Annotated in this window: 20 protein-coding genes and 2 pseudogenes; 7 read left to right on the forward strand and 15 right to left on the reverse strand. The window is 71.9% G+C overall.

Annotation, left to right across the window (positions count from 1 at the left end):
- Positions 1 to 49 precede the first annotated feature (49 nt).
- From ABZ192_RS37630 to ABZ192_RS37650, 5 genes are read right to left on the reverse strand one after another with little or no spacing between them, the layout of a single operon-like run.
- On the reverse strand, positions 50 to 4,192 hold the full coding sequence (locus tag ABZ192_RS37630) for an Ig-like domain-containing protein (RefSeq protein ID WP_356928959.1): 4,143 nt from the start codon (positions 4,190 to 4,192) through the stop codon (positions 50 to 52).
- A 2-nt stretch (positions 4,193 to 4,194) separates the two neighbouring features.
- Positions 4,195 to 6,171 carry a beta-L-arabinofuranosidase domain-containing protein gene (locus tag ABZ192_RS37635; protein WP_356928960.1) on the reverse strand — a complete coding sequence of 659 codons (1,977 nt, stop codon included), beginning with the start codon at positions 6,169 to 6,171 and terminating at the stop codon, positions 4,195 to 4,197.
- Positions 6,172 to 6,189: 18 nt separating this feature from the next.
- Positions 6,190 to 7,011, reverse strand: coding sequence for a carbohydrate ABC transporter permease (locus tag ABZ192_RS37640; RefSeq protein ID WP_356928978.1), 822 nt, complete (start codon positions 7,009 to 7,011; stop codon positions 6,190 to 6,192).
- A gap of 29 nt (positions 7,012 to 7,040) precedes the next feature.
- Positions 7,041 to 7,997 carry a sugar ABC transporter permease gene (locus ABZ192_RS37645; protein WP_356928961.1) on the reverse strand — a complete coding sequence of 319 codons (957 nt, stop codon included), beginning with the start codon at positions 7,995 to 7,997 and terminating at the stop codon, positions 7,041 to 7,043.
- Between the two features lie 44 nt (positions 7,998 to 8,041).
- Positions 8,042 to 9,358 carry a sugar ABC transporter substrate-binding protein gene (locus tag ABZ192_RS37650; RefSeq protein ID WP_356928962.1) on the reverse strand — a complete coding sequence of 439 codons (1,317 nt, stop codon included), beginning with the start codon at positions 9,356 to 9,358 and terminating at the stop codon, positions 8,042 to 8,044.
- A 243-nt stretch (positions 9,359 to 9,601) separates the two neighbouring features.
- On the opposite strand from ABZ192_RS37650, the gene ABZ192_RS37655 reads away from it, so the two are divergent.
- A complete protein-coding gene (locus ABZ192_RS37655) occupies positions 9,602 to 10,630 on the forward strand; it encodes a LacI family DNA-binding transcriptional regulator (protein WP_356928963.1) in 1,029 nt (342 codons plus the stop codon).
- Between the two features lie 154 nt (positions 10,631 to 10,784).
- Here ABZ192_RS37655 and ABZ192_RS37660 read toward each other — a convergent pair whose 3' ends face one another.
- Both ABZ192_RS37660 and ABZ192_RS37665 read right to left on the reverse strand, forming a co-directional pair.
- Positions 10,785 to 12,026: a glycosyltransferase gene (locus tag ABZ192_RS37660; protein WP_356928964.1), complete on the reverse strand. Its 1,242-nt coding sequence runs from the start codon at positions 12,024 to 12,026 to the stop codon at positions 10,785 to 10,787.
- 171 nt (positions 12,027 to 12,197) lie between these two features.
- Positions 12,198 to 12,665 (reverse strand): annotated as a pseudogene (locus ABZ192_RS37665) (cytochrome P450); the annotation flags it as partial.
- A 145-nt stretch (positions 12,666 to 12,810) separates the two neighbouring features.
- Between ABZ192_RS37665 and ABZ192_RS37670 the strand changes: the two are divergent.
- Positions 12,811 to 13,674 (forward strand): LLM class flavin-dependent oxidoreductase, encoded by an 864-nt coding sequence (locus tag ABZ192_RS37670; protein ID WP_356928965.1) that lies wholly within the window; start codon positions 12,811 to 12,813, stop codon positions 13,672 to 13,674.
- Between the two features lie 19 nt (positions 13,675 to 13,693).
- On the opposite strand, the gene ABZ192_RS37675 is transcribed toward ABZ192_RS37670, so the two are convergent.
- The 4 genes from ABZ192_RS37675 to ABZ192_RS37690 form a co-directional block, all read right to left on the reverse strand.
- Positions 13,694 to 14,836, reverse strand: a complete 1,143-nt coding sequence (locus ABZ192_RS37675) for an NADAR family protein (protein ID WP_356928966.1) — start codon at positions 14,834 to 14,836, stop codon at positions 13,694 to 13,696.
- Positions 14,837 to 14,956: 120 nt separating this feature from the next.
- Positions 14,957 to 15,964 (reverse strand): peptidase, encoded by a 1,008-nt coding sequence (locus ABZ192_RS37680; protein WP_356928967.1) that lies wholly within the window; start codon positions 15,962 to 15,964, stop codon positions 14,957 to 14,959.
- A gap of 238 nt (positions 15,965 to 16,202) precedes the next feature.
- Positions 16,203 to 16,685: an SRPBCC family protein gene (locus tag ABZ192_RS37685; RefSeq protein ID WP_356928968.1), complete on the reverse strand. Its 483-nt coding sequence runs from the start codon at positions 16,683 to 16,685 to the stop codon at positions 16,203 to 16,205.
- A gap of 140 nt (positions 16,686 to 16,825) precedes the next feature.
- A complete protein-coding gene (locus ABZ192_RS37690; RefSeq protein ID WP_356928969.1) occupies positions 16,826 to 17,455 on the reverse strand; it encodes a flavin reductase family protein in 630 nt (209 codons plus the stop codon).
- A gap of 29 nt (positions 17,456 to 17,484) precedes the next feature.
- Between ABZ192_RS37690 and ABZ192_RS37695 the strand changes: the two genes are divergently transcribed.
- The gene (locus tag ABZ192_RS37695; RefSeq protein ID WP_356928970.1) at positions 17,485 to 18,246 is read left to right on the forward strand and encodes a winged helix-turn-helix domain-containing protein; all 762 of its coding nucleotides are present in this window, start codon (positions 17,485 to 17,487) and stop codon (positions 18,244 to 18,246) included.
- A gap of 33 nt (positions 18,247 to 18,279) precedes the next feature.
- On the opposite strand, the gene ABZ192_RS37700 is transcribed toward ABZ192_RS37695, so the two are convergent.
- Positions 18,280 to 18,567 carry a zinc-ribbon domain-containing protein gene (locus ABZ192_RS37700; protein WP_356928971.1) on the reverse strand — a complete coding sequence of 96 codons (288 nt, stop codon included), beginning with the start codon at positions 18,565 to 18,567 and terminating at the stop codon, positions 18,280 to 18,282.
- A gap of 173 nt (positions 18,568 to 18,740) precedes the next feature.
- On the opposite strand from ABZ192_RS37700, the pseudogene ABZ192_RS37705 reads away from it, so the two are divergent.
- Positions 18,741 to 19,231 (forward strand): annotated as a pseudogene (locus tag ABZ192_RS37705) (DUF5949 family protein).
- A gap of 54 nt (positions 19,232 to 19,285) precedes the next feature.
- On the opposite strand, the gene pgm reads toward ABZ192_RS37705, so the two are convergent.
- Together pgm and ABZ192_RS37715 are read right to left on the reverse strand one after the other, a co-directional pair.
- The gene (gene pgm / locus ABZ192_RS37710) at positions 19,286 to 20,926 is read right to left on the reverse strand and encodes a phosphoglucomutase (alpha-D-glucose-1,6-bisphosphate-dependent) (RefSeq protein ID WP_356928972.1); all 1,641 of its coding nucleotides are present in this window, start codon (positions 20,924 to 20,926) and stop codon (positions 19,286 to 19,288) included.
- Positions 20,927 to 21,165: 239 nt separating this feature from the next.
- Positions 21,166 to 21,594, reverse strand: a complete 429-nt coding sequence (locus tag ABZ192_RS37715) for a hypothetical protein (RefSeq protein ID WP_356928973.1) — start codon at positions 21,592 to 21,594, stop codon at positions 21,166 to 21,168.
- A gap of 137 nt (positions 21,595 to 21,731) precedes the next feature.
- Here ABZ192_RS37715 and ABZ192_RS37720 point away from each other — a divergent pair, with 137 nt between their 5' ends.
- Both ABZ192_RS37720 and ABZ192_RS37725 read left to right on the forward strand, forming a co-directional pair.
- A complete protein-coding gene (locus ABZ192_RS37720; RefSeq protein WP_274813646.1) occupies positions 21,732 to 21,878 on the forward strand; it encodes a hypothetical protein in 147 nt (48 codons plus the stop codon).
- A gap of 91 nt (positions 21,879 to 21,969) precedes the next feature.
- Positions 21,970 to 22,842: a hypothetical protein gene (locus tag ABZ192_RS37725; protein ID WP_356928974.1), complete on the forward strand. Its 873-nt coding sequence runs from the start codon at positions 21,970 to 21,972 to the stop codon at positions 22,840 to 22,842.
- Between the two features lie 7 nt (positions 22,843 to 22,849).
- Here ABZ192_RS37725 and ABZ192_RS37730 read toward each other — a convergent pair whose 3' ends face one another.
- Positions 22,850 to 23,800, reverse strand: coding sequence for a TIGR01777 family oxidoreductase (locus ABZ192_RS37730; protein ID WP_356928975.1), 951 nt, complete (start codon positions 23,798 to 23,800; stop codon positions 22,850 to 22,852).
- Between the two features lie 114 nt (positions 23,801 to 23,914).
- On the opposite strand from ABZ192_RS37730, the gene ABZ192_RS37735 reads away from it, so the two are divergent.
- Entirely contained in the window at positions 23,915 to 24,244 is a 330-nt protein-coding gene (locus ABZ192_RS37735; protein WP_356928976.1) for an antibiotic biosynthesis monooxygenase, read from the forward strand.
- The last annotated feature ends 120 nt before the right edge of the window (positions 24,245 to 24,364 follow it).

Genomic DNA, 24,364 nt, shown 5'->3' on the forward strand with positions numbered 1-24,364 from the left:
ATCGTCGTGGATGGTCAGCGGGCGGGAGAGGGCCCCTTCGGGGCGAGGGTCATCCGGGGGACGTCACGGTGACCGTGGCCGTGGCGCGGTTCGAAGTGCCCGGCACGGTTCCCTCCACCTCGAAGGCTCCGGGGCCGGCGTACTGGTCCGGGTCGACCGGGTCCCAGGTCACCTGTGTGCGGCTGTCCTTGGAGCCGTCGTTGTAGGTGGCGACCACCGTGGCGGGGAGCGCGGGGGGTTTGCCCGGGCGGGTGGTGACGCGTTCTTCCGCGATGCCGGTGATCTCCACCGCGCCGGTGTGCCGTACCCACACGGTCGCGGTGACCGGCTGCGCGGTGCGGTCGGCGAGGCCGGTGATCGTCACGCTCGTGCCGCCCTCGGCGACCTGGTCCTCGGTCAGGGCGGGCCAGGCCACGGGCGAGCGCGCCGTGGAACCGTCGGCGTACACCAGCGTCACCTGCCCGGGCAGGTCGGGGACGGTGCCGCGGAGGGTGGGGATGTGGGTCTCGCGTACCGACTCCGGTGTCTCGGCGTAGACCTTCCACTCCTGGACGCCGACGGCGAGGTTCGGATGGCCGGTGAGCTTCGCCCGCAGCGCGGTCGTCGTGACCGGCGTGAAGGTGGTCCGGTTGTAGCGGTCCTCGGCGGTGCCGTAGCCGTCGGCGCCGGGGACCTCGCGCCAGGTGGCGCCGTCGCGGTACTCGATGACCCAGGACTCGGGCACGCCCACGCCGTCGGCCGCGCCGGGCTGCGCGTCGCGGAAGAAGTACAGGTCCGAGCCGGCCACGCGGACCGGGTCGTCCCAGGTGTACTGGACCCACTGGGTGTCCGTCTGCGGCCAGCTGTCCCAGCGCGGGGCGTCGGAGGACGAGGCGGGTTCACGGCCGTCGTTGATCGCGTTCACCGACTCCCAGCCGGAGGTGTAGGACGCGGTGGGGGTGGCGGATGGTGCCAGGTTCACCTGGCCGCCGCCGGGCTTCTCGGCCTTCACCACGACCCGCTTCGACGACGTCGACGCGCCGTCGTCGGCGGTGAGTTCGAGGGTGTACGTGCCTGCCTCGGTGAACCGGGCGACGGTGGTGGGGGCGCGCGGGTCGTCGAAGATGACGGCGCCGCCGTCCGGGCCGTCGGCCGCCTTCCAGGAGGCGGACAGGGTGCGCTGCGGCAGTCCGTCGTCCTCGACGATGCCGGTGAGCCTGGCCTGGCCCGGGCGGGTGTACGCCGGGTCCCGCCAGGCCTCGACGTAGGGAGGCCGGTTGCGGGCCGTCGGCGGGCGCGTGCCGGTGTGGTAGGCCTGGATCTCCTTCAGGCCGCCGGTGTGGCCGTCGCGGTGGCGCAGCAGCACCCGCAGCTTGGCCGTGGTCACCTCCTTGAAGCGCACCTGGTTGAGATTGGCGCGCGGATACGGCGGTGCCTTGGCGGAGCCGGCCACGTCCTGCCACTGATCGTTCCGGTCCTGGTACTGCACGGTGTAGAGGGCCGGTTCGGCGTATCCGCCGGGCCGTTTGTCGCTGGAGAAGTGGAGCCGGACGTCGTCGACCGTGCGGGGGCGGCCGAAGTCGAGCTCGTACCAGTCCTCGGTGTTGCCGGAGCCGCGGGCACCCCAGTACGGCTCGTTGACGGTGAAGCCGTCGACGGCACCGCCCACGCCGTGGCCGTCGGCCTCGTGGGAGGCGCGGGCGGTGGCGCCGGCGGCGAGGTTGTCCCCGGTCCTGCCGGTGAGGTCCCGGCCGGCCTTGGCGAACAGGTCGGTGACGCGGTTCTCCGGGCCGTAGGTGACGTCCTGCGGGCTCGCGACGGCCGTGCGCAGGCCGGTGGTCTTCGCCTTGGCTCCTCCCCCGTCGGGGAAGGTGACCTCGCGGGTGGCGGGGTCGTAGACGAGGTGGGCGAGGCGGTCGGCGGTGAGGGCGAGCTTCCCGTCGAGGTAGACGGAGTACCCCTCGGGGACCTGGCGGCCGTACGGCCGTTTCCCGTCGCCCGGTTGGTCCCAGAGGACGGCCACGTCGGTGCCGCGGTAGTTGATGTCGGTGACGGCGAAGTGCGGCCAGTCGACGTCGATCGGCCACACCTCGATCTTCCCGTCGGTGCGTGGCCGGAAGCCCATCGCGTCCTCGATGACCGTCCAGTTGGTGGTGCCGAGGACGGTGTGGTGGATCCAGGAGCGGTAGCCGATCTTCTGCGGGTCGGCGCTGCCATCGGCCCAGAACTCGTTCTGGTCGGGCCGGCGGTTGTCGCCGTCGATGTAGTGGGCCCAGGCGTTCCAGGACAGCAGTTTCTTGTACCAGGTGCTGTCGATGTACTTGTTCGGGTACTTGCGCAGCACCGAGGACAGGAAGCGGAAGGTGACAGTGGAGTTGATGACCGAGAAGTTGTTGCTCCCGGGGTGCCCCTGCTCTGCCGCCTCCGCCTTGTCCGCCTGGTTGGCGGTGAAGAACGGGAAGACGGGGTACTGCTTCGCGTCCGCCCACAGGCGCAGCGCTTCGAGGTACTGCGGGTCCTCGTCCGGGGTGGGCATCAGGCCCACGCTGTACGGGTAGTAGTTGTTGATCTCCTTCCAGGGCACCAGGGTGTCGCTGTCGACGTGCCGGTGCTTGAGCAGCTTGTCCTTCGGGTCCCAGAGGTGTTCGAGGACGGCCTTCCGCACGCGGTTCGCCGTCGTGCGCATCTCGTCGGCCTTTGTCTTCTCGCCGATGAGGTCGTACGCGCGGGCCGCCGCCGTCGCGTTGCTGTAGACGTACGCGGATTCGGCGCGGTCCAGGTTGCCGGGCTTCCAGTCGAACGACACCGCGTCGGCGTCGTTGCCGGTCATGGCGCCCCAGTCGTACTCGATCAGGCCGTTGCCGTCCTCGTCGTAGTGCTCCAGCTGGCCGCGGACGTCCTTCTCCGCGTACCGCGCGAGGTTGCGCACGATGCCGTCGGGGCCGCCGTGCACCTGGTAGGAGCGCCAGGCCGCCTCGGAGAGGTACTGGGTGTAGCTGTTGGACCAGTTCTCCGGGTCGCCAGGGTTGTCGGTGTACTTGCCGTTCTTCGAGACCTCCCCGGCGGACACCCACGGGCCGTAGGAGTAGGCGGGGTCGCGCAGGTACTTGAGGTCGTCGACGAACATGCCGACCGTCAGGGCGATCGCGTTGTTGTAGCCGAGCACGCCCTCCATGGAGGTGGGGAACTGGTAATCACTCCCCGGGATGTCGGCGTCGAGGTAGTTGTAACGCAGCAGCCACCAGCGGTAGTACAGCGTCTTCTCGATGTTGTCGTCGGGGATGTCGAGGTACGGCAGGTTCTCGGCCCACCAGCGGTTGTACGTCTGCACGTGCCGGCGGAAGGCCGTGTCCGGGGAGGCGGTGCGCACCGCGTCGTACTCGGGCCGGGAGTCGGTGATCTCCTCGGTGACGAAGCCGAGTTGGACCTTGGTGGTGACCGTCCCGCCCGCGGGCAGGGCGAGGGTGCGCGTGAGGGACTCGTCCTCGGGGGTGAAGCCGTCACCGCTGAGGCGGGGGAAGAAGGTCGTGAGGTTGTTCTTCGCGGGCATCGCGCCGGTGAGTTCACGGCCCTCGGTGGTCGTCGCGTACGGGGACGTGGCGCGCAGCCGGACCTCGCGGCGCTCCGACCCTGTGTTGGTGAGGGTCAGGTTCGTGACGGCGACGTTGGCCTCGGTGATGAACTTGGTCTGTGTCACCTTCAGGCCGGTGACCTCGTGTGTGAACTCGCTGCGCCAGTAACTGGGCGTCTGGGTGCGGGCGCCGGTGTTCTCCCGGAGGGTGAGGTTCTCGCCGTCGGCGTTCAGGGTGAGCGTGTACGCGGAGCGGTTGTCGATGCTCTCCCAGTAGGCGGCCTTGCCTGCGAAGCCGAGCCTGGCGGGGTCGTGTTCCTTCATGAACACGGCGCGGCCCCGGGTGAACAGCCAGTCGCCTGCCGGGTCCTCGCCCTTGCGGGCCAGCATCCGGTCCATCCAGAAGTCGGTGCCGTTCCCCGCTTTCCGGTCGGCCTCGTACTGGGCGCGCAGGGTGCGGTGGACGGTGAAGCCGGCCGGGAGGGCGGGCACGGGGTGGTCCGTGCCGGAGTAGACCGGGTAGCCGATCGCCGAGTTGTCCGCCGCGGCCGGTGCGGTCACGGCGAGGGGGGCCAGCAGGCCCAGGGTCAGCGCTGCGGCCAGGGCGCCGCGGCGGTGCCGTCTTCGCGGTGCTGCGGGCACGACTACCTCCGGGTGGGCGTGGTCGGGGACTGGGTGAGGGGCAGCCACACGCGCATGGTCGAGGGGCCGCGGTTCGCCCAGGAGTGGTACGGCACGAGGGTGATCCCCGTGCGGTCGGCCGTCGGTGCGGTGGCTTGGCCGAGCGGGTGGTACGGCCATGCGGTGTCGTGCGGGTCGGCGGGGGCTGCGAGTTCGCCGGGGGCGACGACCGTGCCGTCCGGCCCGTCCTCCGGTTCGGCGGACGGGTCCACGCGGAGCGCGTCGACGTCGTGTCCGTCGGGCAGGTCGGTGGACTCGGCGCAGTAGACGAGGGGTCCGCGCTGGACGGCCACGGTGCCGCGGACGGCGTCGACGCGCGGGTCGGACACGGTCCAGCGCGGCGTGACGGGCAGTTCGAGGCGTATCTCGTCGCCGGGCCGGAAGATCCGGGTGAGCCGCACCGTGCCCGGGGCGGCCGTACGGGGTTGCCCGTCCGGGTCGACCAGCCGGGCGGTCGCGCCCGCCGTCCACGCGGGGACCCGCAGGGACAGCGTCCAGGGGCGGGCCGGGGAGCGGCTGATGCGCACGGCGACGGTCCCGCCGGACGGGTAGTCGGTGCGGACCCGCAGCGCCACGCCCTGCCCGTCGGCCAGGGTCGTGGCGAGCTCCGCGTCGGCGTACTGGTGCAGCTGGACGCCGTCGTCGTCCGCGGTCGCCAGGTACGCGGGCAGCAGGGCGAGGGTGCGCGCCACGTTGGTCGGGCAGCACGACACAGCGAACCAGGGGGCGCGCAGGCCCGAGTCGGCGCGCGGGCTGACGCGGTCCACCGGGGGCACGGTGCCGCGGTGGCGGCGGTGCAGGGTGTTGGCGTAGAAGAAGGCCCGGCCGTCCTCGGACGGGGACGTCGCGATCACGTTGAACAGGGTCCGCTCGGCCAGGTCCGCGAAGCGCGGTTCGCCGGTGGCGAGCAGCAGCCGCCAGGCGAGCAGCACGGAGGCGACACCGGCGCAGGTCTCCGAGTAGGCGCGGTCCGGTGGCAGGACGAAGTCGTCGCCGAAGGACTCGTCGCGGTGGTGCGAGCCCATCCCGCCGGTCACATAGGTGCGCCGGGCGACCGTGGCCTCCCACTGCCGTACGACGGCGGCGAGCAGGGCGTCGTCACGGGTCTCCACGGCCACGTCGACGGCACCGGCCGCGAGGTAGAGGGCGCGCACGGCGTGGCCGCGCAGGACGCCGGCCTCGCGGACGGGCACGTCGTCCTGGAAGTAGGCGCGGCCGAACTCGATGTCGGCGAGGGTGCCGTGGCCGCGCCGGTCGAGGAACAGCGCGGCCTGGTCGAGGTAGCGCTGCTCCCCCGTCAGCCGGGCGAGTTCCACGAGGGCCGTCTCGATCTCCGGGTGTCCGCAGAGGCCCGGGTTCCCGCCCGGGCCGAAGGCGGCGCAGACGTGGTCGGCGGCCCGGCGGGCGATCTTCGTCAGCTCGCCCTCACCCCGGGCGCGGGCCTGGGCGACTCCTGCCTGGATGAGGTGCCCATGACAGTAGAGTTCGTGGCCCCATTCGAGGTCGGTGTAGCGGGGCTGCTGTCCGGGGCGGCCGAAGGCGGTGTTCAGGTAGCCGTCCGGGTCCTGCGCGGGGGCGATCACATCGGTCAGGGCGGCGAGCTCCCCGTCGTACGCCGTGCCCTCCCACGCCATGGCTTCGAGCAGCTTGTAGATCTCGGAGTCGGCGAACTCCCGCCCACGCCGGTCGCGGTGGATCCGGCCCTCGGCGGCGGCCCGGAAGTTGCCGGTCCAGCCCTCGCGTTCCATCCAGTCCCGGCAGTGCCCGAGCGTCGCGGTCGCGTTGGTGTGGCGGCGCCGGGCCCAGAAACCCCCGGTGATCCTCACCTCGTCGAGGCCGAGCGGGCGCAGCCGGCCGCGGGTCGGCGCCACGGGCAGGACGGGCGAGTGTGCCGTGTTCCCCTTCACCGGTGCATGCCTTCGGTACGTCCCTTCGGTCATGGTCGGATGCCCCGCGCCTCAGCCCTTGAGCGCGCCGGACATGAAGCCCCTGATGTAGTGCCGCTGCAGGAGCAGGAACAGCAGTAGGCAGGGCGCGGCGAGGACGACCACGCCCGCCTCGGTCGCGCCGTAGTCGACGGCTCCCATGCTCTGCTGCCGCAGGTTCGCGACGGCCAGGGGCAGGGGTGCCTTCTCGCTGTCGGAAATGAGGATCAGCGGTGCGATGAAGTCGTTCCAGGCGGCGAGGAACGCGAACAGGCCCACGGTGATCAGCCCCGGCCGCACCGCCGGGAGCAGGACCCGGCGCAGCGCGCCCGCCGTGCCGCAGCCGTCGACGAGTGCCGACTCCTCCAGTTCGCGCGGTACGGCCTCGAAGGAGATCCGCATCATGAAGGTGGCGAACGGCAGTTGGAACATCGCGAGGACCAGGCTCAGCCCGATCAGCGAGTTCTCCAGGTGGAGCCGCCCCAGCAGGACGTAGAGGGGGATGAGGAGCGTGGCGTACGGGACCATGAGGATGGCCAGGGTGAGCAGGAAGAGCAGGTTCTTGCCGGGGAAGTCGAAGCGGGCGAAGGCGTAGCCGCCGAGCAGGGACACCCCCAGGGTGAGGGTGACGGTCAGGGCCGAGACGACGGTGCTGTTGAGGAGGTACCGCCACAGGCCCGCGTCGTAGTCCAGCAGGGTCCGGTAGTTGCCGAGGCCGTAGCCGGACTGCTGGGCGGTGCCGGGCTGGCCGCTGAGCGACGCCCAGGCGTTCCACAGCAAGGGAAAGAGGAAGATGACGGCGAGGCTCGCGGCGACGACGTAGTGGGGCGTGCGGCCCAGGGCGCGGGTGAGCACCGTGGTGTCCCTTCTGCGTGCGGCGGGGGTCATGAGTCGTCGGCGTTGCGCAGGCCGCGGAACTGCAGGGCGTTCAGCAGGAGGAGCACGGCCAGGACGACGATCGACAGGGCCGCCGCGGTGCCGAGGTTCAGCCGCTGGAAGGCCTCCCGGTAGATCAACTGGACGACGGTGACGGTGCTGTTGTCCGGCCCGCCCTTGGTGAGGATGAAGAACTGGTCGAAGGCGAGCAGGGAGCCGGTCACGCACAGCAGCAGGCACAGGGCGAGGGAGGGCCGCAGCAGCGGCAGGGTGATCGAGCGGAAGATCTGGCCGCGGCTCGCGCCGTCCATCCGGGCCGCCTCGTACACCTCGTGCGGGATGCGCTGGAGGCCGACGAGCAGGATCAGCATGTAGAAGCCGGCGAACTTCCAGACGATGAGGAAGACCGTCGACAGCAGGGCCGAGGTCGGGCTCCCGAGGAAGGACACGGGGTCGTCGACCAGGCCGAGTTTCTCCAGCAGGCGGCTGAGGGGGCCGGTGGTGGGGCTGTACAGGCCCCAGAACAGCAGGGAGGCGGAGGCCAGTCCGAGGGCGCTGGGCAGGAAGTAGACCGTACGGAAGAAGCCGGCTCCGGGGCGGGATTCCTGCACGAGCAGGGCGAGGCCGAGCGCCAGGGCGAGGAGTACGGCGGTGACGATGAAGGTGTAGAGGAGCGTGAAGCGGATGGCGGGCCAGAACAGGGTGCTGCCGGTGATGTCGCCGTAGTTCTCGGGGGCGTTGAGGCCGCGGTCTCCCGCCAGCAGCGGCCAGTCGCTGAGCGACATCTGCGCGACGAGCAACAGAGGCAGCAGGAAGAAGACGGTGACGAAGACGGCCGTGGGCGCCGCGTAGGCCAGGCCCTTGGCCCTGCGGGACCGCCACCAGGGCGGGGCGGCCGCCGGGGACGGGCGTCGGGGTGGCACTCGGGGCTCGGCGGCCGTTCGGTCGGGCGCCTTGACCTGCATGGCTCTCCTCTGCCGTGCGACGTGGGAGGGGCGGGGCCGGTCGCTCAGTCCGCGAGTGAGGCGGTGACCGCCTCGTTGTCCTTCGCGACGGACGTCCCGTCGCCGAAGACCGCGCCCCGCATCAGGGTCAGCCACGGCCCGTTGGGGTCGTTGAAGGTCTGGCCGAACTTCAGGGCGTACGGGGTGCGGCCGTGCGCGACGAGTTCGTTGATGGTGACCAGGCGCGGGTCGGCCTTGGAGTGCTTGTTGGACGCGAGGTCGGTGCGGGCCACCACGTCCTTGTGCGCGGCGACCACGTCGACCTGGGCCTTGTCGCCCAGGGACCAGGCGAGGAAGTTCCAGGCCTGGTCGGCCGATTCGCTGGTGGCGGAGATGCCGATGGCGTCGCCGCCGACGAAGGTCGACCTGCCGCCGTCGGGTCCGGGGATGGGCGCGACACCGAGGTCCAGGTCCTCGGGCATGAGCCCGAGCGTGGTGGACGGCATGGGCATCACGCCGACCTTGCCCTTCGGGAAGACGCCGGTCCAGGTCGTGCCCGTCTCGTCGCGCGCGCCGGGGGCGACGATGCCGTCGCGCACCCAGCCGCGGTAGGTGTCGTAGACCTTCTTGGCGGTGCCGGAGGCGAGGTTCGCCTCCGTGCCCTCCTTGTTCAGGACGTCCTCGCCGGCGGCCCATACGGACGGCCACCAGGTGAAGACGCCGCAGCCGCCGCAGTTGCCGCCGAAGAACGTGCCGTCGACGCCGCCGCCCAGCGCGTCCACGGCCCGGGCCTGCCGGTCCCACTCGCGCAGGGTGGTCGGCGGCTTCTCGGGGTCGAGCTTCGCCTTCCGGTAGAGGTCCTTGTTGTAGAAGAGCACCGACAGGTCGAGGGTGTGCGGGACGACGTACTTCTCGTCCTCGTACGTGCCGGCCTTGATGTGCGACGGGGCGAGGTGCTCGACGAACGGCAGGGCGTCGATGCGTTCGGTGAGGTCCGCGAAGAGGCCACTGGAGGTGTAGTTGGGCACGAACACGACATCGGAGGCGAACAGGTCGGGCAGGTCCTTGGACCCGGCGGCCGCACCGACCTTGGCCTGGTAGTCGTCGGTGGGGACGACCGTGAGCTCGATCTTGTTCTTGTGGCTCGCGTTGTACGCCTCGACCAGGGCCTCGCTCTGCGGCCGGGTCGCCGCACGCGTCCACATTGTCAGCTTCGTGCCGTCGTCGACGCCCTTGGCGTTCGCCGCTCCCCCACCTCCCCCGCCGCCCGAGCCGCCGTCCCCCGCCCCGCAGGCCGTCAACAGGCTCGCGGCGGCGAGCAGCGCGGTGATGCCGGTGACAAGGCGGCGCAGGTGTCCACGTGGTCCGGCCGTGCTCCCCATGGTCGATCCCCTCGTGTCGCGGCGGACCGTGCGCGGGCCTGCCGGTCGGGACGATGGCTGTGGTGGCACTGAGCTGAGCGGCGGAAAGAAACCGAAAAGGCTTTCTGAGACGCTAGGACTCGCCTCACTACCCGTCAATCCCCTTGCGGCACACGACTCTTGGCCAACCACCGAAACACTGAGAGCCTCTTGACCGAAACGCCTCGCGTAGTGTGGGACGCGAGACGAGACAGGAGAACCCCCATGGCAGAGGCCACCCGCCCCGCTCGTTCGCAGCCGGCCACGCTCAGCGATGTCGCCCGGCTGGCGGGCGTGTCGATCGCCACGGCGTCCAAGGCTCTCAACGGCCGCAGCCAGGTGCGGGCCGAGACCAGGCAGCGGGTCGTCGAGGCGGCCGAGCGGCTGGCGTTCCGGCCCAACCAGGTGGCCCGGGGCCTGCTGGCCGGGCGGACGGGCACGGTGGGGCTGCTCACCAGCGACCTGGAGGGCCGGTTCAGCATCCCGATACTGATGGGTGCCGAGGACGCCTTCGGAGCGGGTGAGGTCGCGGTGTTCCTGTGTGACGCCCGGGGGGACTCGATCCGCGAGCAGCACCATGTCCGCGCGTTGCTGGGGCGCCGGGTCGACGGCCTCATCGTGGTCGGCAGCCGGACCGATCCGCGTCCGTCCCTGGGCCGCGAACTGCCCGTCCCCGTCGTCTACGCGTACGCGCCGTCGGAGGATCCGGAGGATCTGTCCATCGTCCCGGACAGCGTCGGCGCGGGCCGCCTCGCGGTGGACCATCTGCTGGCCTGCGGCCGTACCCGGATCGCGCACATCACCGGTGACCCCGGGTACGCCGCGGCGCGGGAGCGGGCCGAGGGCGCCCGGGCCGCGCTCGCCGACGCCGGCCTGACGCTGGTCGGCGAGCCGGGCTTCGGGACGTGGTCGGAGGGCTGGGGCCGGGCGGGCACCGCGATGCTGCTCGACCGGCACCCGGAGGTGGACGCCGTGCTGTGCGGCAGCGACCAGATCGCCCGGGGCGCGATGGACATGCTGCGCGAGCGCGGCCGACGGGTGCCGGAGGACGTGGCGGTGATGGGCTTCGACAACTGGCGTGTCCTGACGTCGGCGTCCCGGCCGCCGCTGACCAGTGTCGACATGAACCTCGAACAGGTCGGCCGGGCGGCGGCGCACGCCCTGTTCACGGCGATCGCCGGCACGCGGCGGTCGGGGGTCGAGACGCTGCCCTGCCGGGTGGTGATCAGGGGGTCGACGGTGCCGCTGACGTGAACTGGTGAGCGGTCATGGGGCGAGGGTGATCGGGCATGAGACGAGGCGACTCGGCGGGGAGAGGCGACCGGGCATGAGGCGAGGGTGACCGATCATGGGACGCGGGTGAACCGGCACGGGAAAAGGCGACCGGGCACGGGGCGAGGGTGACCCGTCACTGGGACAGCCGGTCGAGCGCGGCCAGGACCGGTGCCACGCCGTCCTCCTCGGCCAGCCGGCGTGCCAGGGTCTGGGCGCGGTGGCGGTGGGCGGGGTCGCTCGTGGCGCGGCGCAGGGCGGGGGCGAGGGCCTCGGCGGTGAGGTGGCGCAGTGGGACGGCGCGGGGCGCGGTGCCCAGGGCGACGAGACGGGCCGCCCAGAAGCCGCCGTCGAACTGCACGGGGACCGGCACGGTGGGGACGCCCGCGAGCAGGACGGCGGCAGTGGTGCCGGCCCCGGCGTGGTGGACCACGGCGGCCATCCGGGGAAACAGCGGCGCGTGTGGTACGTCGCCGACCGTGATCACATCGTCGGCGTCGGCGGCGAGGCCGGCCCATCCCTGCTGGATCACGCCGCGCAGTCCCGCCGCCCGCAGGGCGCGCACGATCTCGCCGCTGAGGCGCTCGGGGTCCGGCACGGTGGCGCTGCCCAGCCCGACGAAGACCGGGGCGGGTCCGGCGGCAAGGAACTCCTCCAACTCCCTGGGCAGCGTGCGGGTGTCGTACGGCCACCAGTACCCGGCGATCTCCAGGCCGGGCCGCCAGTCCCGGGGGCGCGGCACCACCAGTTCGCTGAATCCGTGCAGCACGGGCCACCGCGCCCGTTCGTGGGCCCGGCGGAGCGCGACCGTGCCGGGCAGGGCCATGCCGTGCCGGGTGCGCAGCCGGCGCATGGCCCGGGTGAAGACCCCGTCGACGGCGGTGGCGACGGCCACTCCGCCCAGGCGGTTGCCCACGGCGCCGAGTGAGCGTCCGCCGAGCATCGGCGCGCCGAACTCGCGTGTCGGGTGCTGGGGTTGGAGGAACAGTCCCAGGCTGGGCAGGGCCAGGCCCTCGGCGATGGCGAAGCCGAGCGGTGCCACGGCACCGGCGGCCAGGACGGCGTCCGCGCCGCGGGCCGCCTGGACCAGGGCGTCGGTCATCTCCTCGGCCGCGGACCGTGCCATCGACGCCGCGCGCAGCAGTTTGCCGAGCCCGGTGGTGCTGGCGTGCAGGCTGCGTCCGCGGTCGGAGTGCGACACGGCGTGCGGGTCGACCGGGGTCGGGTGGAACCGCACTCCGGAACCGGCGGCCAGCGGCTCGAACAGGCCGTGGGTGACGAGCGTGACCTCATGCCCGTTCCGCGCCAGCCCCGCTCCCAGCCCGGTGTACGGCGCGACGTCGCCGCGCGATCCAGCCGTCATGATCACCACGCGCATGGGTCCCAGTGTGGACCGGCCGGGCCCGCGACACGCGGTGTACCGCGTCCGGCGTCCGAGAATCGCCGGTGCAGGTGATGCCCGGGGCGGGTGCGAGGGGGCAGGTGAGCGGGAGGGGGCTGCCGGTGTCCCCGGCGGAACCGGTTCCGGTGGCGCTGCCGCCCCGTGGCGTCAGCTGCCGGACGGGGTGGGCGTCGTGTCCGGGCCCGGTTCCGGCGCGGTCGCCTCCCGGGACGGGCTGTCACTCGTCGGCCGCGCCGGTGCCGCCTTCCGGCGGCACTCCATGGTCAGGCGGTCCGGCTTGACCATGACCACGGCCTGGGGCCGGGGCGCCGGGGAGGTGAGCTCGAAGGACTGCCAGGTCCGCAGGATGGTCGCGAGGATGATCTGGAGTTCGGCCCAGGCGAAGTTCTCCCCGATGCACTTGCGGCGGCCGTCGCCGAAGGCGAGGAACGAGCCGCGGGTGGCCGACACGTTCTCGGGTGTCCAGCGGTCCGGGTCGAAGGCGGCGGGGTCGGCGAACACGTCGGGGTCGTGCTGGTGGAGATAGGGGCTCCAGACCACGTCGGCGCCCTGGGGGACGAGGTGGCCGCCCAGGTCGATGTCGCGGGTGGCGGTCCGGGTCACCAGCCAGGCCGGCCCGTACTTCCGGTCTCACTCCTTGTGGGGGCGACAAACGATCGATGCATGCCCATCGCGCGGTCGCGGAATCCCTCACTCTGTCACATCCGGTTCGCCCGGCACCGGGTGGGTAGGTGATCCCCCTCTCAAACCGGAGGTGGACATGGACATCGGTATAGGCCTTCCCAACACGGTTCCCGGGACCGAGGGTTCGGTTCTCGTGGAGTGGGCCCGGCGGGCCGAGGAAGCGAGGTTCAGCACGCTCGGGACGATCGGGAGGCTGGTCTACCCGGGGTATGAGGAGCTGGTGGCGCTGAGTGCGGCCGCTGCGGTCACCAGCCGGATCCGGCTGACGACGAGTGTGCTGCTGGGGCCGCTGTACACGAACAGCGCGCTGCTGGCGAAGCAGGCGGCCTCCCTCGACCGGCTCTCCGGGGGGCGGTTCGTGCTCGGTGTGGGGCTGGGCGGTCGTGACGACGACTTCGCCGCGAGCGGTCTGTCCACGGAGGGCAGGGGGCGCCGCCTTGAAGAACAGCTGACGGAGATGAAACGCGTCTGGGCGGGCGAGGAGCGGGGACTGGCCGGTGCGATCGGGCCGGAGCCCGTGCGCGAGGCTGGTCCCGAGGTCATCCTGGGTGGTTCGACCCCGGTCAGTTTCCGGCGGGTGGCCCGGCTGGCCGACGGCTGGATCATGGGCGGTGGCACGCCGGAGATGTTCGCGGAGGCCTCGGCCGGCGTCGACACCGCGTGGAAGGAGGCGGGTCGTACCGGCGCGCCGCGCAAACTGGCGCTCGCGTACTTCGCGCTCGGCCCGGACGCCCGGGCACACGCGGACGGCTATCTCCAGCACTACTACGGCTTCCTCGGCGACGCCGCCGCGCAGGTCGCGGCGAGTGCCGCGGTGAGCGCGGAGATGGTGACGTCGTACGCCGACGCGTTCGCCGCGGCCGGCTGTGACGAGCTCATCTTCGTGCCGGCGGCGTCGGGGCTGGAGCAGGTGGGGCTGCTCGCCGAGGCGACCGGCTGAACCGCCGGCGCACCGTCGCTCACCCCTGCCCGGTGACCGGTTCCGGGAGGGTGATCCCGGCCTGCTCGGCGTGGAGTTCGGAACGGACGAGTTCCAGGAGGCGGCCCGTCCAGTTGCGGCCGCGGCCGCCGTTGTCGCCCCAGTAGCCGGAGTCGGAGTCGTCATAGACGAGTGTGGCGTCACGGGTGTCCAGGAGGATCCGGGCAAGGGCCGGATGCCGGGTGTACTTGGCCCTCAGCAGGGCGGTCATGACGGCGGTGCGGGCGTGGTCCCATCCGTCGCGCCGGGGAGCGCCGGCTGCCGTGTTCCGGGCGGCGTATCCGGTGTCCGCGTCCCTGATGGCGGCGCGGGCACCGGGGTCCGTGGTGGAGAGGGCCCAGTACGCGTGGGCGACGGAGGGGTAGGTGACGCCGTCAGCCGCGACGGGGGCGGGGAAGTCATTGCGGAGGGCCTTCGTGCCCGGGTCGTCCGAGGGCGTGCGGGACCAGCTCTCGTACAGGTGGATCGCGGGGGCGACCGGTGTCGCGGGCCCGTCCGCCGGGACCCGCTCGGGCCGTTCGGCGATCCACTTCGCCCGGTCCTCGAAGTAGGCGATCGCCTCGTCGTACTCCTCCTGCGTGACCGGTTCGCCGACCGCGGCGCCGTCCAGAGGCTCGCCGGGTCCGGTCACCAGGACCTGGAGCGGCCGGTCCTTACGGTCCATGTCGCCGAGCGCGTAGTGGCGTTGGGTCTTGGGGATGGCCAGGTAGGCGGCGCGGACCGCGGCCCGGTTCCGCTCCGTCCGGTCGGCGAGGAACGTGTCGACGGCGGCCAGGCAGCGGTCCGTCGAATCCGGGCGTCCGTTGAGCTGGTCGATGGTGTCGCGGATCTCGGCCAGCAGGAGCTCGGGCGTGAGCCAGGTGCGCGGCTCGCGGAACCGCCACGCGGCCAGTTCGTGGCCGGACACCCGGGCGCCGTCCGGGAGTTCGGTGGCGACCCAGCCGGAGCGCAGCTTCTCCTCGAACTCGTCGAGGGTGACCAGGCCCCAGCAGTCGATCAGCGCGTCCGCGTAGATGAACAGGTCGGTGAGGAAGTAGTCGCCGTTGCGGATGAAGGCGTGTCGCCAGGTTCCGGGGACGCGGACGCCGTCCGCCGTGCGGTAGGTGATGCGGTTGCCGATCATCCCGGCATTCTGTCGGAACCACCGGCCGGCGCAACGTATGTGCCGCCCGCGCTGTGACGCCCGAAAGCCGGGTCCTCCCCCGCCGCCGGACGCAGGCCCGGCTCCCGGACGGCCAGTGACTCAGGACGACTGGGCGCTCTGGTAGAGGTTCTGCGCGTCCGCGCCGAAGTACGGGCCGTACATGGCGTTGGGCAGGAAGTTGTACTTGAAGCTGTTCACCGAGGACTGCAGCCCGGTCCCGGTGGCCTCGTTGAACTGGGTGAACCACGGGCCGCCGCTGGAGCCGCCGGTCATGTCGCAGGTCAGACCATGGTCGCTGGACAGCAGGAAGTCCCGGTAGGTGGTGCCGCTGCAGTAGATGAACTTCTGGCCGTCGTAGGGAGCGGCGGCCGGGAAGCCGAAGGCGTACATGGCCTTGTTGTAGCCGGTGTTGAAGGCCAGGCCCTGGCCGCCGACGACGTCGGTCAGCTTCTTTCCGTCCAGCGGAGCGACCACGGCCGCGCCGATGTCGTAGTTGATGTCCTCACTGGCGGTCCACTGCGGCGTGGAGAGGGTCTTGGACGCCGTCCAGGTGCCGTACGGGGTCTGTCCGTCGTGGTAGCCGGGAGCGAACACCCAGTTGGTGTGCCAGGCCCCCTCCAGCTTCACGCAGTGGCCCGCGGTGATCACGGTGCTCTTGTTGGCGCTGGTGACGGCATTGCCGGAGCAGGAGGCGGTGCGGCCCTGGTAGGTGAAGAACACTCGCCCCGCGGTCTTGGTCACCGCGCCGCCCCCGGTCCAGGGGCCGCCGCCGTTCGGTATCGCCAGGGGGCCGGGGTCGGCGGCGGGCGAGCTGGGTGCCACGACGGTCGCCTTGCCCTTGCGGGGTGCCGGGGCCCGCACGTCGGAACGGTCGACGGACAGGACGTCGAGCGGGGTGGCCTCGCGCATCCGCTGCGGGGTCCAGAAGGCGAGGGCGCGTTCCCGCGCCGAGGGCGCCACCGCTCCGGGGTCGGGCGCGGCGCTCGCCGGTATGGCGGTGACGCCGGTCGCCAGCAGCGCGGCGACGCCGGCGAGTGCGCCGAGGACGGTGTGCCGGACGCGGGTGCCGCTGCCGCAGGAGCCAAGGCTACGGAGTGTGCCTGTCACGCGGTCTCCTTCTGCTGTGGGGGCCGGGTGGCGGGGCTCATCCACCCGGTCGGGCAGGGGTGTCGCTGCGCATCAGAGGGCAGCGTGCCACCAGGAGACCGATTTGAACAGGTGCATGTCATCGAGCTACCGAAACGCCACAGGTTCCCCGCGTCGCGGACACGGAAGCGGGCACAAAGGAACCCGGCCTCCACCGGTTGTGGTGGAGGCCGGGTCCGTGAGCCCGGGGGCCTGGGTCTCAGAGGGGGGTGGGGCCGGTGTCGCCACCGGGCTGGATGCGGCCGCGCCAGGCGCCGGACTCGCCGCCGCGCTTCTCGATGTACTGCTTGAAGCGCTTCATGTCGCCCTTGATCTGGCGGTCGATCGCGCCGAGCATGTCGCCGGCCTTTTCCACGGCTCCGCTGGGCTCGACGTCCATCACGAGCTCCACGCGGGTGTGGGTGTCGTCCAGGCGCTGGAAGCGGACCGTGCCCTTCTGGTGGGTGTCTCCGCTGGTCGTGCGCCAGGTGACGCGCTCGTCGGGCAGCTGGTCGACGATCTCGGTGTCGAACTCGCGCCGCACTCCGCCGATCTTGGTGGTCCAATGGTTGTGACGGTCGTCGAGCTGCCTTACTTCCTCGACGCCCTCCATGAAGTTCGGGAACTCCTCGAACTGGGTCCACTGGTTGTACGCGGTGTGGACGGGGACGTCGACTTCCACGGTTTCCTTGACGGTGCTCATCTGTATGCCTCCGTTTTCCTGATCGACTGCTGGAGGCCCATCGGCCCACACACAGGTCCGGGCCCGTGGCGGACGAGTACCCGGGATCTTCCGGTTCCCACACGGTTCGGTGCCGTCCGGAAAAGGCAGGATGCGGCGGGTCAGACGGCGGAGGCGGTGGCCCCGGCCGTCTCCGAGCGGAAGCCGTGGCCGACCTCGGGAGCCAGTCCGTGGTAGTGACGGAAGTTGTAGATGAGCGGACTCCAGACGGCCGGGTCGATGTGGTGGGTGCCGGGTACGACGACGCGGTCGGCGGCGTGGACGCGCAGGACCTCGCACTCGACGCTGAAGAAGCGGCCCGCTCCGCCGGGGGTCAGCGCGGCGGCCCGTGCCTCCAGCTGCAGAGCGCACTCGGCGACGCGCGGCGGCGTCACGAGGTCGGCGGCGACCGGGGTGAGCCCGGACGCGGCGAACTTGTCCCGCTCGTAGCGGTACAGCGCCCGCTTGGTCTCGGGCACCGGGTCGGCCCCGGTGAGCGGTGCGAGGCGTTCCACGTGCTCCCACAGCTCGGGCGAGGCGACGTTGATCACGAGTTCCGGGCGCTCGGCGAGGTTGCGCACGGTCCGGCTCTCGCTGCCGATGCCCAGGACGATGTGCTGTCCCAGGGCCCAGGCGGAGGAGATCGGGGCGAGATTGCAGGTGCCGTCGGCGTTCTCGGTGGTCAGCAGCACGACGGGCGTGCCGAAGTAGAGGACGCTCGGCCGGATCACGCGGTGGGTGTCGGTCGTCATGGCCCAGACGCTACGGGCGGGACGTTTCGATGCGCGTCGAAGTGTCGGCCGGGGACAATCGGCCGGTGACCAGTCCCGACGTCCATGCCGAAGAACCGGATCTCGCCTCGCTGGGGGCGCTGCTGGCCGTTTCCACGCGCGCCATGATCTGCCTCGCCCTGCTCGACGGCCGTGCCTGGACGGCCTCCGAGGTGGCCCGGCTCGCCGGTGTCGCGCCGTCCACGGCCACGAGCCATCTGAACCGGCTGGTGGCCGGTGGTCTGCTGGCTCAGGAGCGCCGGGGGCGGCACCGCTATGTGCGACTGGCCGACTCGGGCGTCGCGGAGATGATCGAGGCGCTGGCGGCCAGGGCGCCGCGCCGGCGGGTCCCGGTCCGTTCACTCACCGCCGCCCGGCGGCACCGCGCCGTCGGCTTCGCCCGTGTCTGTTACGACCATCTCGGCGGTTCCCTCGCCGTGGCGGTGACCGATGCCATGACCGCTCGCGGGCTGTTGTCCTGGGCGTCCGGCCCGGCGCTCACCGGGTCGGGCACGGCGTGGCTGACACGCCTCGGGATCGCGGACGAGGCGGCGGGGGCGGCGGGCCGTCCGCATGTGCGGACCTGCCTGGACTGGACGGAGCAGCGCCCGCACCTGGCCGGCGCGGTCGCCGCGGCCCTGTTCCACCGCGCGCTGGAGGCGTCCTGGCTCGTGCCGGGCGACGGCTCCCGCGTCGTGCGGCTGACGGAGCAGGGGCGCGACGCCCTCCGACGGCACCTGGGCCTGGCGGACGAGGCGCTCACGACCGGCTGAGCACCTCCCCGCCACCGGGAAGCCCGGCCGGGCTCAGAACCGGTGCTGCTGCTGCGGCTGCCCGTAGGTCTGACCGCCGTCGCCGCTCGCGCTCTGGGCCTGCAGTTGCTCCGCCTGTTCCTTGGTCACCTTCTGTTCCGCACCGCAGAAGGTGCACTGCGTGAGGTGCTTCGTCGAGATCGGGAACAGCGGCACGAAGAACAGCGTGAACTTCGTGACGCGCTTCCTGAGCGTGTGCGCGGCGGGGTTGCCGCACTGGCCGCAGACCAGCGTCAGTATCGCCAGCTGGTACAGGTACCCCTTGGTGCCGAAGATGATCACGTGACGGTCCTTCCCGGGTCGGATCTTCCTCCAGTGTCCTGTATCGCGGTCCGCCCCGACGAGCCGGTCCCCACGGGAGATGTGCCCTCGTTCGTGTGCAGAGCCAGGCGGGGCGTGGTCCAGTCGGGTGACGGCGGGCCGGGTGCCGTCCGGTGCGCCGATGCGGTTCCGCGGTGACCTCGATCTCACCCGAAGCGCAGTCCGCGCACACCGACGACCTGGGCTCCCTCGTCGTCCTGTCCTGGCGGGGCACGACCCCCGACGGGGACGTTCCGTACCTCCTGGCCTGTTCCCTCGGCGACGGTGCGAACGGCCCGGAGGCCACGTCGAAGGCCATCGAGCAACTGCTGACCGACGTCGGTGTCCCCCCGGGCGAGGGCCTCGTCCATGCGACCCAGCGGCCGAGTCTGCCGGTCGGCCTGCTCGTCGTGCCGGGGTCGGCCGTCCTGACCGTGCGGCACGTCAAGTCGCAGTTCGTCCCGCCGGAGACCCGGCTGGACGCCGTGTGCAGGCTCGGTACGCCTACCTCATCTTCGCCACCCGGCCGTGGCCGGAGGGCGCCGAGCCCGGCGACGTCGAGACGCTGGCCGCCTTCACGTCCGACGAGGACGTGCTCACGTCGGCGGCGCATGTCGTGCTGCCGGCCCGCAGCCTGCGGAGCTGAAGCCCGTCCGGCCCGGGCCACCGTGGGGTGGCCCGGGCGGTCCCGTGCCCGCGCTCAGCTGGAAAGCGCCGTCAGCACCACGGTCTTGGCCTCCTCCTGGACCTGGCGGAGGTGGTCGGGGCCGCGGAAGGACTCGGCGTAGATCTTGTAGACGTCCTCGGTGCCCGAGGGGCGGGCCGCGAACCAGGCGTTGTCGGTGGTCACCTTGATGCCGCCGATGGGTGCGCCGTTGCCGGGGGCCTCGGTGAGCACCGCGGTGACCGCGTCCCCGGCCAGGGTGTCCGCGCTGACCTGGGCCGGGGAGAGCTTGGCGAGCAGGGCCTTCTCCTCGCGGGACGCCGGGGCGTCGATGCGCGCGTACGCCGGTTCGCCGAAGCGGGCAGTGAGCGCGGCGTAGTGCTCCGAGGGGGTCTTCCCGGTGACCGCGGTGATCTCGGAGGCGAGCAGCGCCAGGATGATGCCGTCCTTGTCGGTGGTCCACACGGAGCCGTCCCGGCGCAGGAAGGACGCCCCGGCCGACTCCTCCCCGCCGAAGCCGATGGTGCCGTCGACCAGCCCGTCCACAAACCACTTGAACCCGACGGGCACCTCGGCCAGTTCGCGGCCGAGGTCGGCGGCGACCCGATCGATCATGGCGGAGGACACCAGGGTCTTGCCGACACCGGCGGCCGCGGGCCAGCGGTCGCGATGGGCGTACAGGTAGGAGATGGCGACGGCGAGGTAGTGGTTGGGGTTCATCAGACCCGCGTCGGGGGTGACGATGCCGTGCCGGTCGGCGTCGGCGTCGTTGCCAGTGGCGACGTCGAAGCGGTCGCGCTGTTCGATGAGCGAGGCCATCGCGTACGGCGACGAGCAGTCCATGCGGATCTTGCCGTCCCAGTCCAGCGTCATGAACCGCCAGGTGGGGTCGGTGTGCGGGTTGACCACGGTGAGGTCGAGGCGGTGCTGTTCGGCGATCCGGCCCCAGTAGGCGACGGACGCCCCGCCCAGCGGGTCCGCCCCGATGCGCACGCCCGCCGCGCGGATCGCGTCCAGGTCGAGGACGCCGGGCAGGTCGGTGACGTAAGTGCCCAGGAAGTCGTAGCGACCGGTGGTGGACGCGGCGAGGGCCCGGGCGTGGGGGATGCGCCGTACGTCCTTCAGGCCGCCGCGGATGATCTCGTTCGCCCGGTCCTGGATCCAGGAGGTCGCGTCGGAGGCGGCGGGCCCGCCGCTGGGCGGGTTGTACTTGAACCCCCCGTCGGCGGGCGGGTTGTGGGACGGGGTGACGACGACACCGTCGGCGAGGCCGGTGGTGCGGCCGTGGTTGTGGGTGAGGATGGCGTGCGAGACCGCCGGGGTCGGCGTGTAGCCGTCCGCCTCGTCGATCAGCACCGTCACATCGTTGGCGGCGAACACCTCCAGCGCGGTGACCCGCGCGGGCTCCGAGAGGGCGTGGGTGTCGGCGCCCAGGAACAGCGGGCCGTCGGTGCCCTGGGCCGCGCGGTACTCGCAGATGGCCTGGCTGGTGGCGGCGATGTGGTCGTCGTTGAACGCGCCGGCCAGTGAGGTTCCGCGGTGTCCGGAGGTTCCGAACGTGACGCGCTGACCCGGGTCGTCCAGGTCGGGATGGAGCGCGTAGTACGCGGTGACCAGCCGAGCGACGTCGATGAGATCTTCGGGACCGGCCGGACTGCCCGCTCGCTCGTGCTGCATGGGCCCGCTCCTCCACGTGGTGTGATCCTTCGCTTGCGCACTCATCCTTCCTCGTCACAGCCGCGACGCGCGAGAGGGGCACCGTGGTGAGTGCCGGATGTGCGCCAGGCCACGGCGCGAACCGCCGGACCGCAGCACGCACCACGAGGAGGCGGCGCCGCGTACCACCGGGACTCCCGGTGATGCGCCACGCCGCCTTCCTCCCTGGTGGGCGCCTTGCCGGGCGCCGTCGCCTCGGGTCAGATCCGCCCGCCGGTGAGCCGGGTGAGCGGGCCGTACGCCTGGCGCTCCGCGCGGCGTCCCACCGCGTACGACGCGGCGGTCAGGGCGGTCAGGCCGGCCCCGACGCCCGCGGCGACGGCCTTGCGGTGGGCGATCACCGTCCAGGCGGTCTTCGCGGTGGCCGCGACCTGGCCGGAGGCCGCGACGACCGCCTGGCGGCCCGCCTCGACACCCTTGGCCGCGGTCTGCACGGCCGCCGTCGTCGCCTCGGCGGAGCGCTCGGCGCCGGCCTTGACGGCTGACGCCGCGTCATCGGCCTTCGTCGTCGCGCGCTTGGCGGCCTGGGTCGTCGGCGCGGTCGCCTTGTCCGCCGTGCGGCGGGCCTTGGACTCCGTCGCCCGTATGGTGGTCGGCTTCTGATTCGTGCGCTTGTTCTCTTCAGTCATGGACTCCGACTTGCCTCTGACTCCCGCGGCAAACACGTTCGGCCGCGCACCGTCCGGGCCTGGGCAGGGCTGAGCACCTCGTCAAAGGGGTAAGCGAACTGCAGGCAAGACGACGTCAGAACACGAGGGAGTGCACCATGGCCGGCATCCTGAATCGCATCAAGCAGTTCGCCCGGAGCCCGCAGGGGCGGCGGGCCGTCGAGCAGGCACGGAGGGCCGCCGCCGATCCCCGTAAACGGGCCCAGGCGCAGCGGCTGCTGGGGAAGCTCCGCGGGCGCCGCTGACCGGGCAGGAAACCAACTCCTCGAACACACGCGTGTGTTCATGCCCGGCAGGGGCACTTGGGTCGCACCACACCTGAGAGGAGTTGGTTCGATGCGCAGGGCAGGGAACGGCAGGAAGGTCTGCGCCTTAGGCGTCGCCGGGGTGCTGGCCGGCACGGTGCTGGCCGGCTGCGGCGACGACGACGGCACGGGTGACGGCGCGGGGGGTTCCTCGGCGCAGGGCAACGCACAGGAGCAGGGCACGCAGGCGGTGCGCTCGGCCTACGACAGGACGGCCGAGGAGGACACCGCCAAGGTGACGCTGCGGGTGCGGACCTCGGCCCAGGGCGCCTCGGAGACGGCGAACGGACAGGGCGCCGTGGACCTGGACGACGGCGACAGCGTCATGACGCTCACGGTGCAGGGGCAGCGGATCGAGCAGCGGGTGGTCGATCAGGTGCTGTACCAGAAGATGCCGAAGGGGCAGGCGCCGGGCGGCAAGCCCTGGATCAAGATCGACCTGGGGAAGGTCTCCGCGCAGCAGGGCACGGGCGACCGGTCCATGAGCGATCCGGCGCAGTCCGCGGCGTACGCGAAGGCGATCACCGACAAGGACGTGACCAAGAAGGGCACGGACACGATCGACGGCGTCGAGACCACGCGGTACCGCGTCTCCGTCGACGTCGCGAAGCTGCCCAATGGTGATGCGCTGCGGCAGCAGGTCGGCCCGACCCTCCCGATGGATGTGTGGCTGGACGAAGAGGGCCGCATGCGCCGTCAGCAGATCGACATGACCCTCAAGGCCGCGCCGGGGTCGACGGAACGGTCCTCCAGCGACGCCTCTTCCTCGCCCCAGAGGGTCACGGTGCGCACGGTCACGGACTTCACCGACTTCGGCACCGAGGTGGAGGCGGACGCACCCCCGGCCGGGCAGGTCACCGACATGACCGGCAAGGCCCTGGACCAGGGCAGGAAACAGGGCTGACCCGGGCTCACCCCACGCCACGGCTGCGGAACCGCCGTACGAGGCCGTCCGCGGCCGCCGGCCAGTCGGGGTGCCCGAACGTGAAGCCCGCGTCCAGGAGACGGCCGGGGACGACGCGGCGGCTCTTCAGCAGCAGTTCGGTGTCCGAGCGCAGGACGAAGGCGCCGGCCTCGGCCATCCAGCGCGTCGCGGGCAGACCCACCGGCACACCCCACGCGCTCCGCAGGGCGCGCATGAAGTCGCGCTGCGGCAGGGGCCCGGGAGCGGCGAGATTGACCGGCCCCGTGATGTCGTCCCGGGCGACGAGGAACTCGACCGCCCGGACGAAGTCCTGGTCGTGGATCCACGACACGTACTGTGCGCCGCCGGCGACGGGACCGCCGAGGCCCAGCCGGGCCAGCCGCAGCAGGACGTCGAAGACGCCGCCGCGGTCGGGGCTCATCACCATGGCGGCGCGCAGGGCCACCTTCCGGGTGTGCGGGGTGCCGGCCGTCTCCTGCTCCCGCTCCCAGGCCTTGGCGATCTGGACGCTGTAGGCCCAGTAGCCGGGGGCGTCGGGTTCGCTGCCGCCGATCACGCCGGTGGCCTCGTCGTTGGGCGCGTCGTAGCGGTGGGCGTAGACGGTCGCGGTGCTCATCTGGAGCCAGACCCGGGGCGGCCGGGCGGCCGCGGCGATCGCCTCGCCCACGACCCGGGCGGAGTGGACCCGCGAGTCCATCATCTGCCGGAGGTTGGCGGGGGTGTAGCGGCAGTTGACGCTCCGGCCGGCCAGGTTGACCACGACATCGCTGCCGTCGATCTCCTCCGCCCACGGCCCCGGGGTCGCGCCGTCCCAGTGCACTTCGCCCTGCCGCCCCGGGCGCCTGCTCAGCACCACGACGTCGTGTCCGGCCGCGCTCAGCGCGCGCTTCAGGACTGTGCCGACCTGCCCGGTCCCGCCGGGCATCACGATCTTCATGTCACTCCCCCTCGACGTGTGGAAATGACCCTAGCCCATATTTGAACGCGTTCAAAACTGTCGACGGTGTAGGCCTTAGCCTGCACGGATCCGCCATCGGGCAAGATGGGGCCCATGAGCGTAGTCAAGATCAATGTGCTGACCGTGCCCGCCGAGCAGCGGGAGACGCTGGAGAAGCGGTTCGCTTCCCGCGCGCACGCCGTGGAGAGTTCCGACGGCTTCGAGTGGTTCGAGCTGCTCCGCCCCGTGGAGGGCACCGACACGTACCTCGTCTACACCCGGTGGCGTGACGAGGCGTCGTTCCAGGCCTGGATGGAAGGACCGATGAAGGCCGCGCACCGGGGCGGCGGCGAGGGCGGCGAGCGCCCCAAGCCGGCGGCGAGCGACTCGACGCTCTGGTCGTTCGAGGTGGTGCAGCAGGCGGGGCCGAAGGGCTCCTCCTGAATCCACAGGGCCCTAGGATCCGCAGGGCCCTAGGTGTATTGATCACGAGCGTTGTTAACGCTGACCGGGCTTGATCATGGCGAAGGCCCCCGTGTGTGGTGGAGGTGTCGAATCTTCACC

Source organism: Streptomyces sp. NPDC006235 (assembly GCF_040613735.1).
Lineage (GTDB): Bacteria > Actinomycetota > Actinomycetes > Streptomycetales > Streptomycetaceae > Streptomyces.

What these genes read in the sequence shown, in the direction of transcription:
- ABZ192_RS37635 (WP_356928960.1), bottom strand. Translation starts at nt 6,171, where the DNA reads ATGACCGAAGGGACGTACCGAAGGCATGCACCGGTGAAGGGGAACACG.
- ABZ192_RS37645 (WP_356928961.1), bottom strand. Translation starts at nt 7,997, where the DNA reads ATGCAGGTCAAGGCGCCCGACCGAACGGCCGCCGAGCCCCGAGTGCCA.
- ABZ192_RS37650 (WP_356928962.1), bottom strand. Translation starts at nt 9,358, where the DNA reads ATGGGGAGCACGGCCGGACCACGTGGACACCTGCGCCGCCTTGTCACC.
- ABZ192_RS37655 (WP_356928963.1), top strand. Translation starts at nt 9,602, where the DNA reads ATGGCAGAGGCCACCCGCCCCGCTCGTTCGCAGCCGGCCACGCTCAGC.
- ABZ192_RS37660 (WP_356928964.1), bottom strand. Translation starts at nt 12,026, where the DNA reads ATGCGCGTGGTGATCATGACGGCTGGATCGCGCGGCGACGTCGCGCCG.
- ABZ192_RS37670 (WP_356928965.1), top strand. Translation starts at nt 12,811, where the DNA reads ATGGACATCGGTATAGGCCTTCCCAACACGGTTCCCGGGACCGAGGGT.
- ABZ192_RS37675 (WP_356928966.1), bottom strand. Translation starts at nt 14,836, where the DNA reads ATGATCGGCAACCGCATCACCTACCGCACGGCGGACGGCGTCCGCGTC.
- ABZ192_RS37685 (WP_356928968.1), bottom strand. Translation starts at nt 16,685, where the DNA reads ATGAGCACCGTCAAGGAAACCGTGGAAGTCGACGTCCCCGTCCACACC.
- ABZ192_RS37690 (WP_356928969.1), bottom strand. Translation starts at nt 17,455, where the DNA reads ATGACGACCGACACCCACCGCGTGATCCGGCCGAGCGTCCTCTACTTC.
- ABZ192_RS37695 (WP_356928970.1), top strand. Translation starts at nt 17,485, where the DNA reads ATGCGCGTCGAAGTGTCGGCCGGGGACAATCGGCCGGTGACCAGTCCC.
- pgm (WP_356928972.1), bottom strand. Translation starts at nt 20,926, where the DNA reads ATGCAGCACGAGCGAGCGGGCAGTCCGGCCGGTCCCGAAGATCTCATC.
- ABZ192_RS37715 (WP_356928973.1), bottom strand. Translation starts at nt 21,594, where the DNA reads ATGACTGAAGAGAACAAGCGCACGAATCAGAAGCCGACCACCATACGG.
- ABZ192_RS37720 (WP_274813646.1), top strand. Translation starts at nt 21,732, where the DNA reads ATGGCCGGCATCCTGAATCGCATCAAGCAGTTCGCCCGGAGCCCGCAG.
- ABZ192_RS37725 (WP_356928974.1), top strand. Translation starts at nt 21,970, where the DNA reads ATGCGCAGGGCAGGGAACGGCAGGAAGGTCTGCGCCTTAGGCGTCGCC.
- ABZ192_RS37730 (WP_356928975.1), bottom strand. Translation starts at nt 23,800, where the DNA reads ATGAAGATCGTGATGCCCGGCGGGACCGGGCAGGTCGGCACAGTCCTG.
- ABZ192_RS37735 (WP_356928976.1), top strand. Translation starts at nt 23,915, where the DNA reads ATGAGCGTAGTCAAGATCAATGTGCTGACCGTGCCCGCCGAGCAGCGG.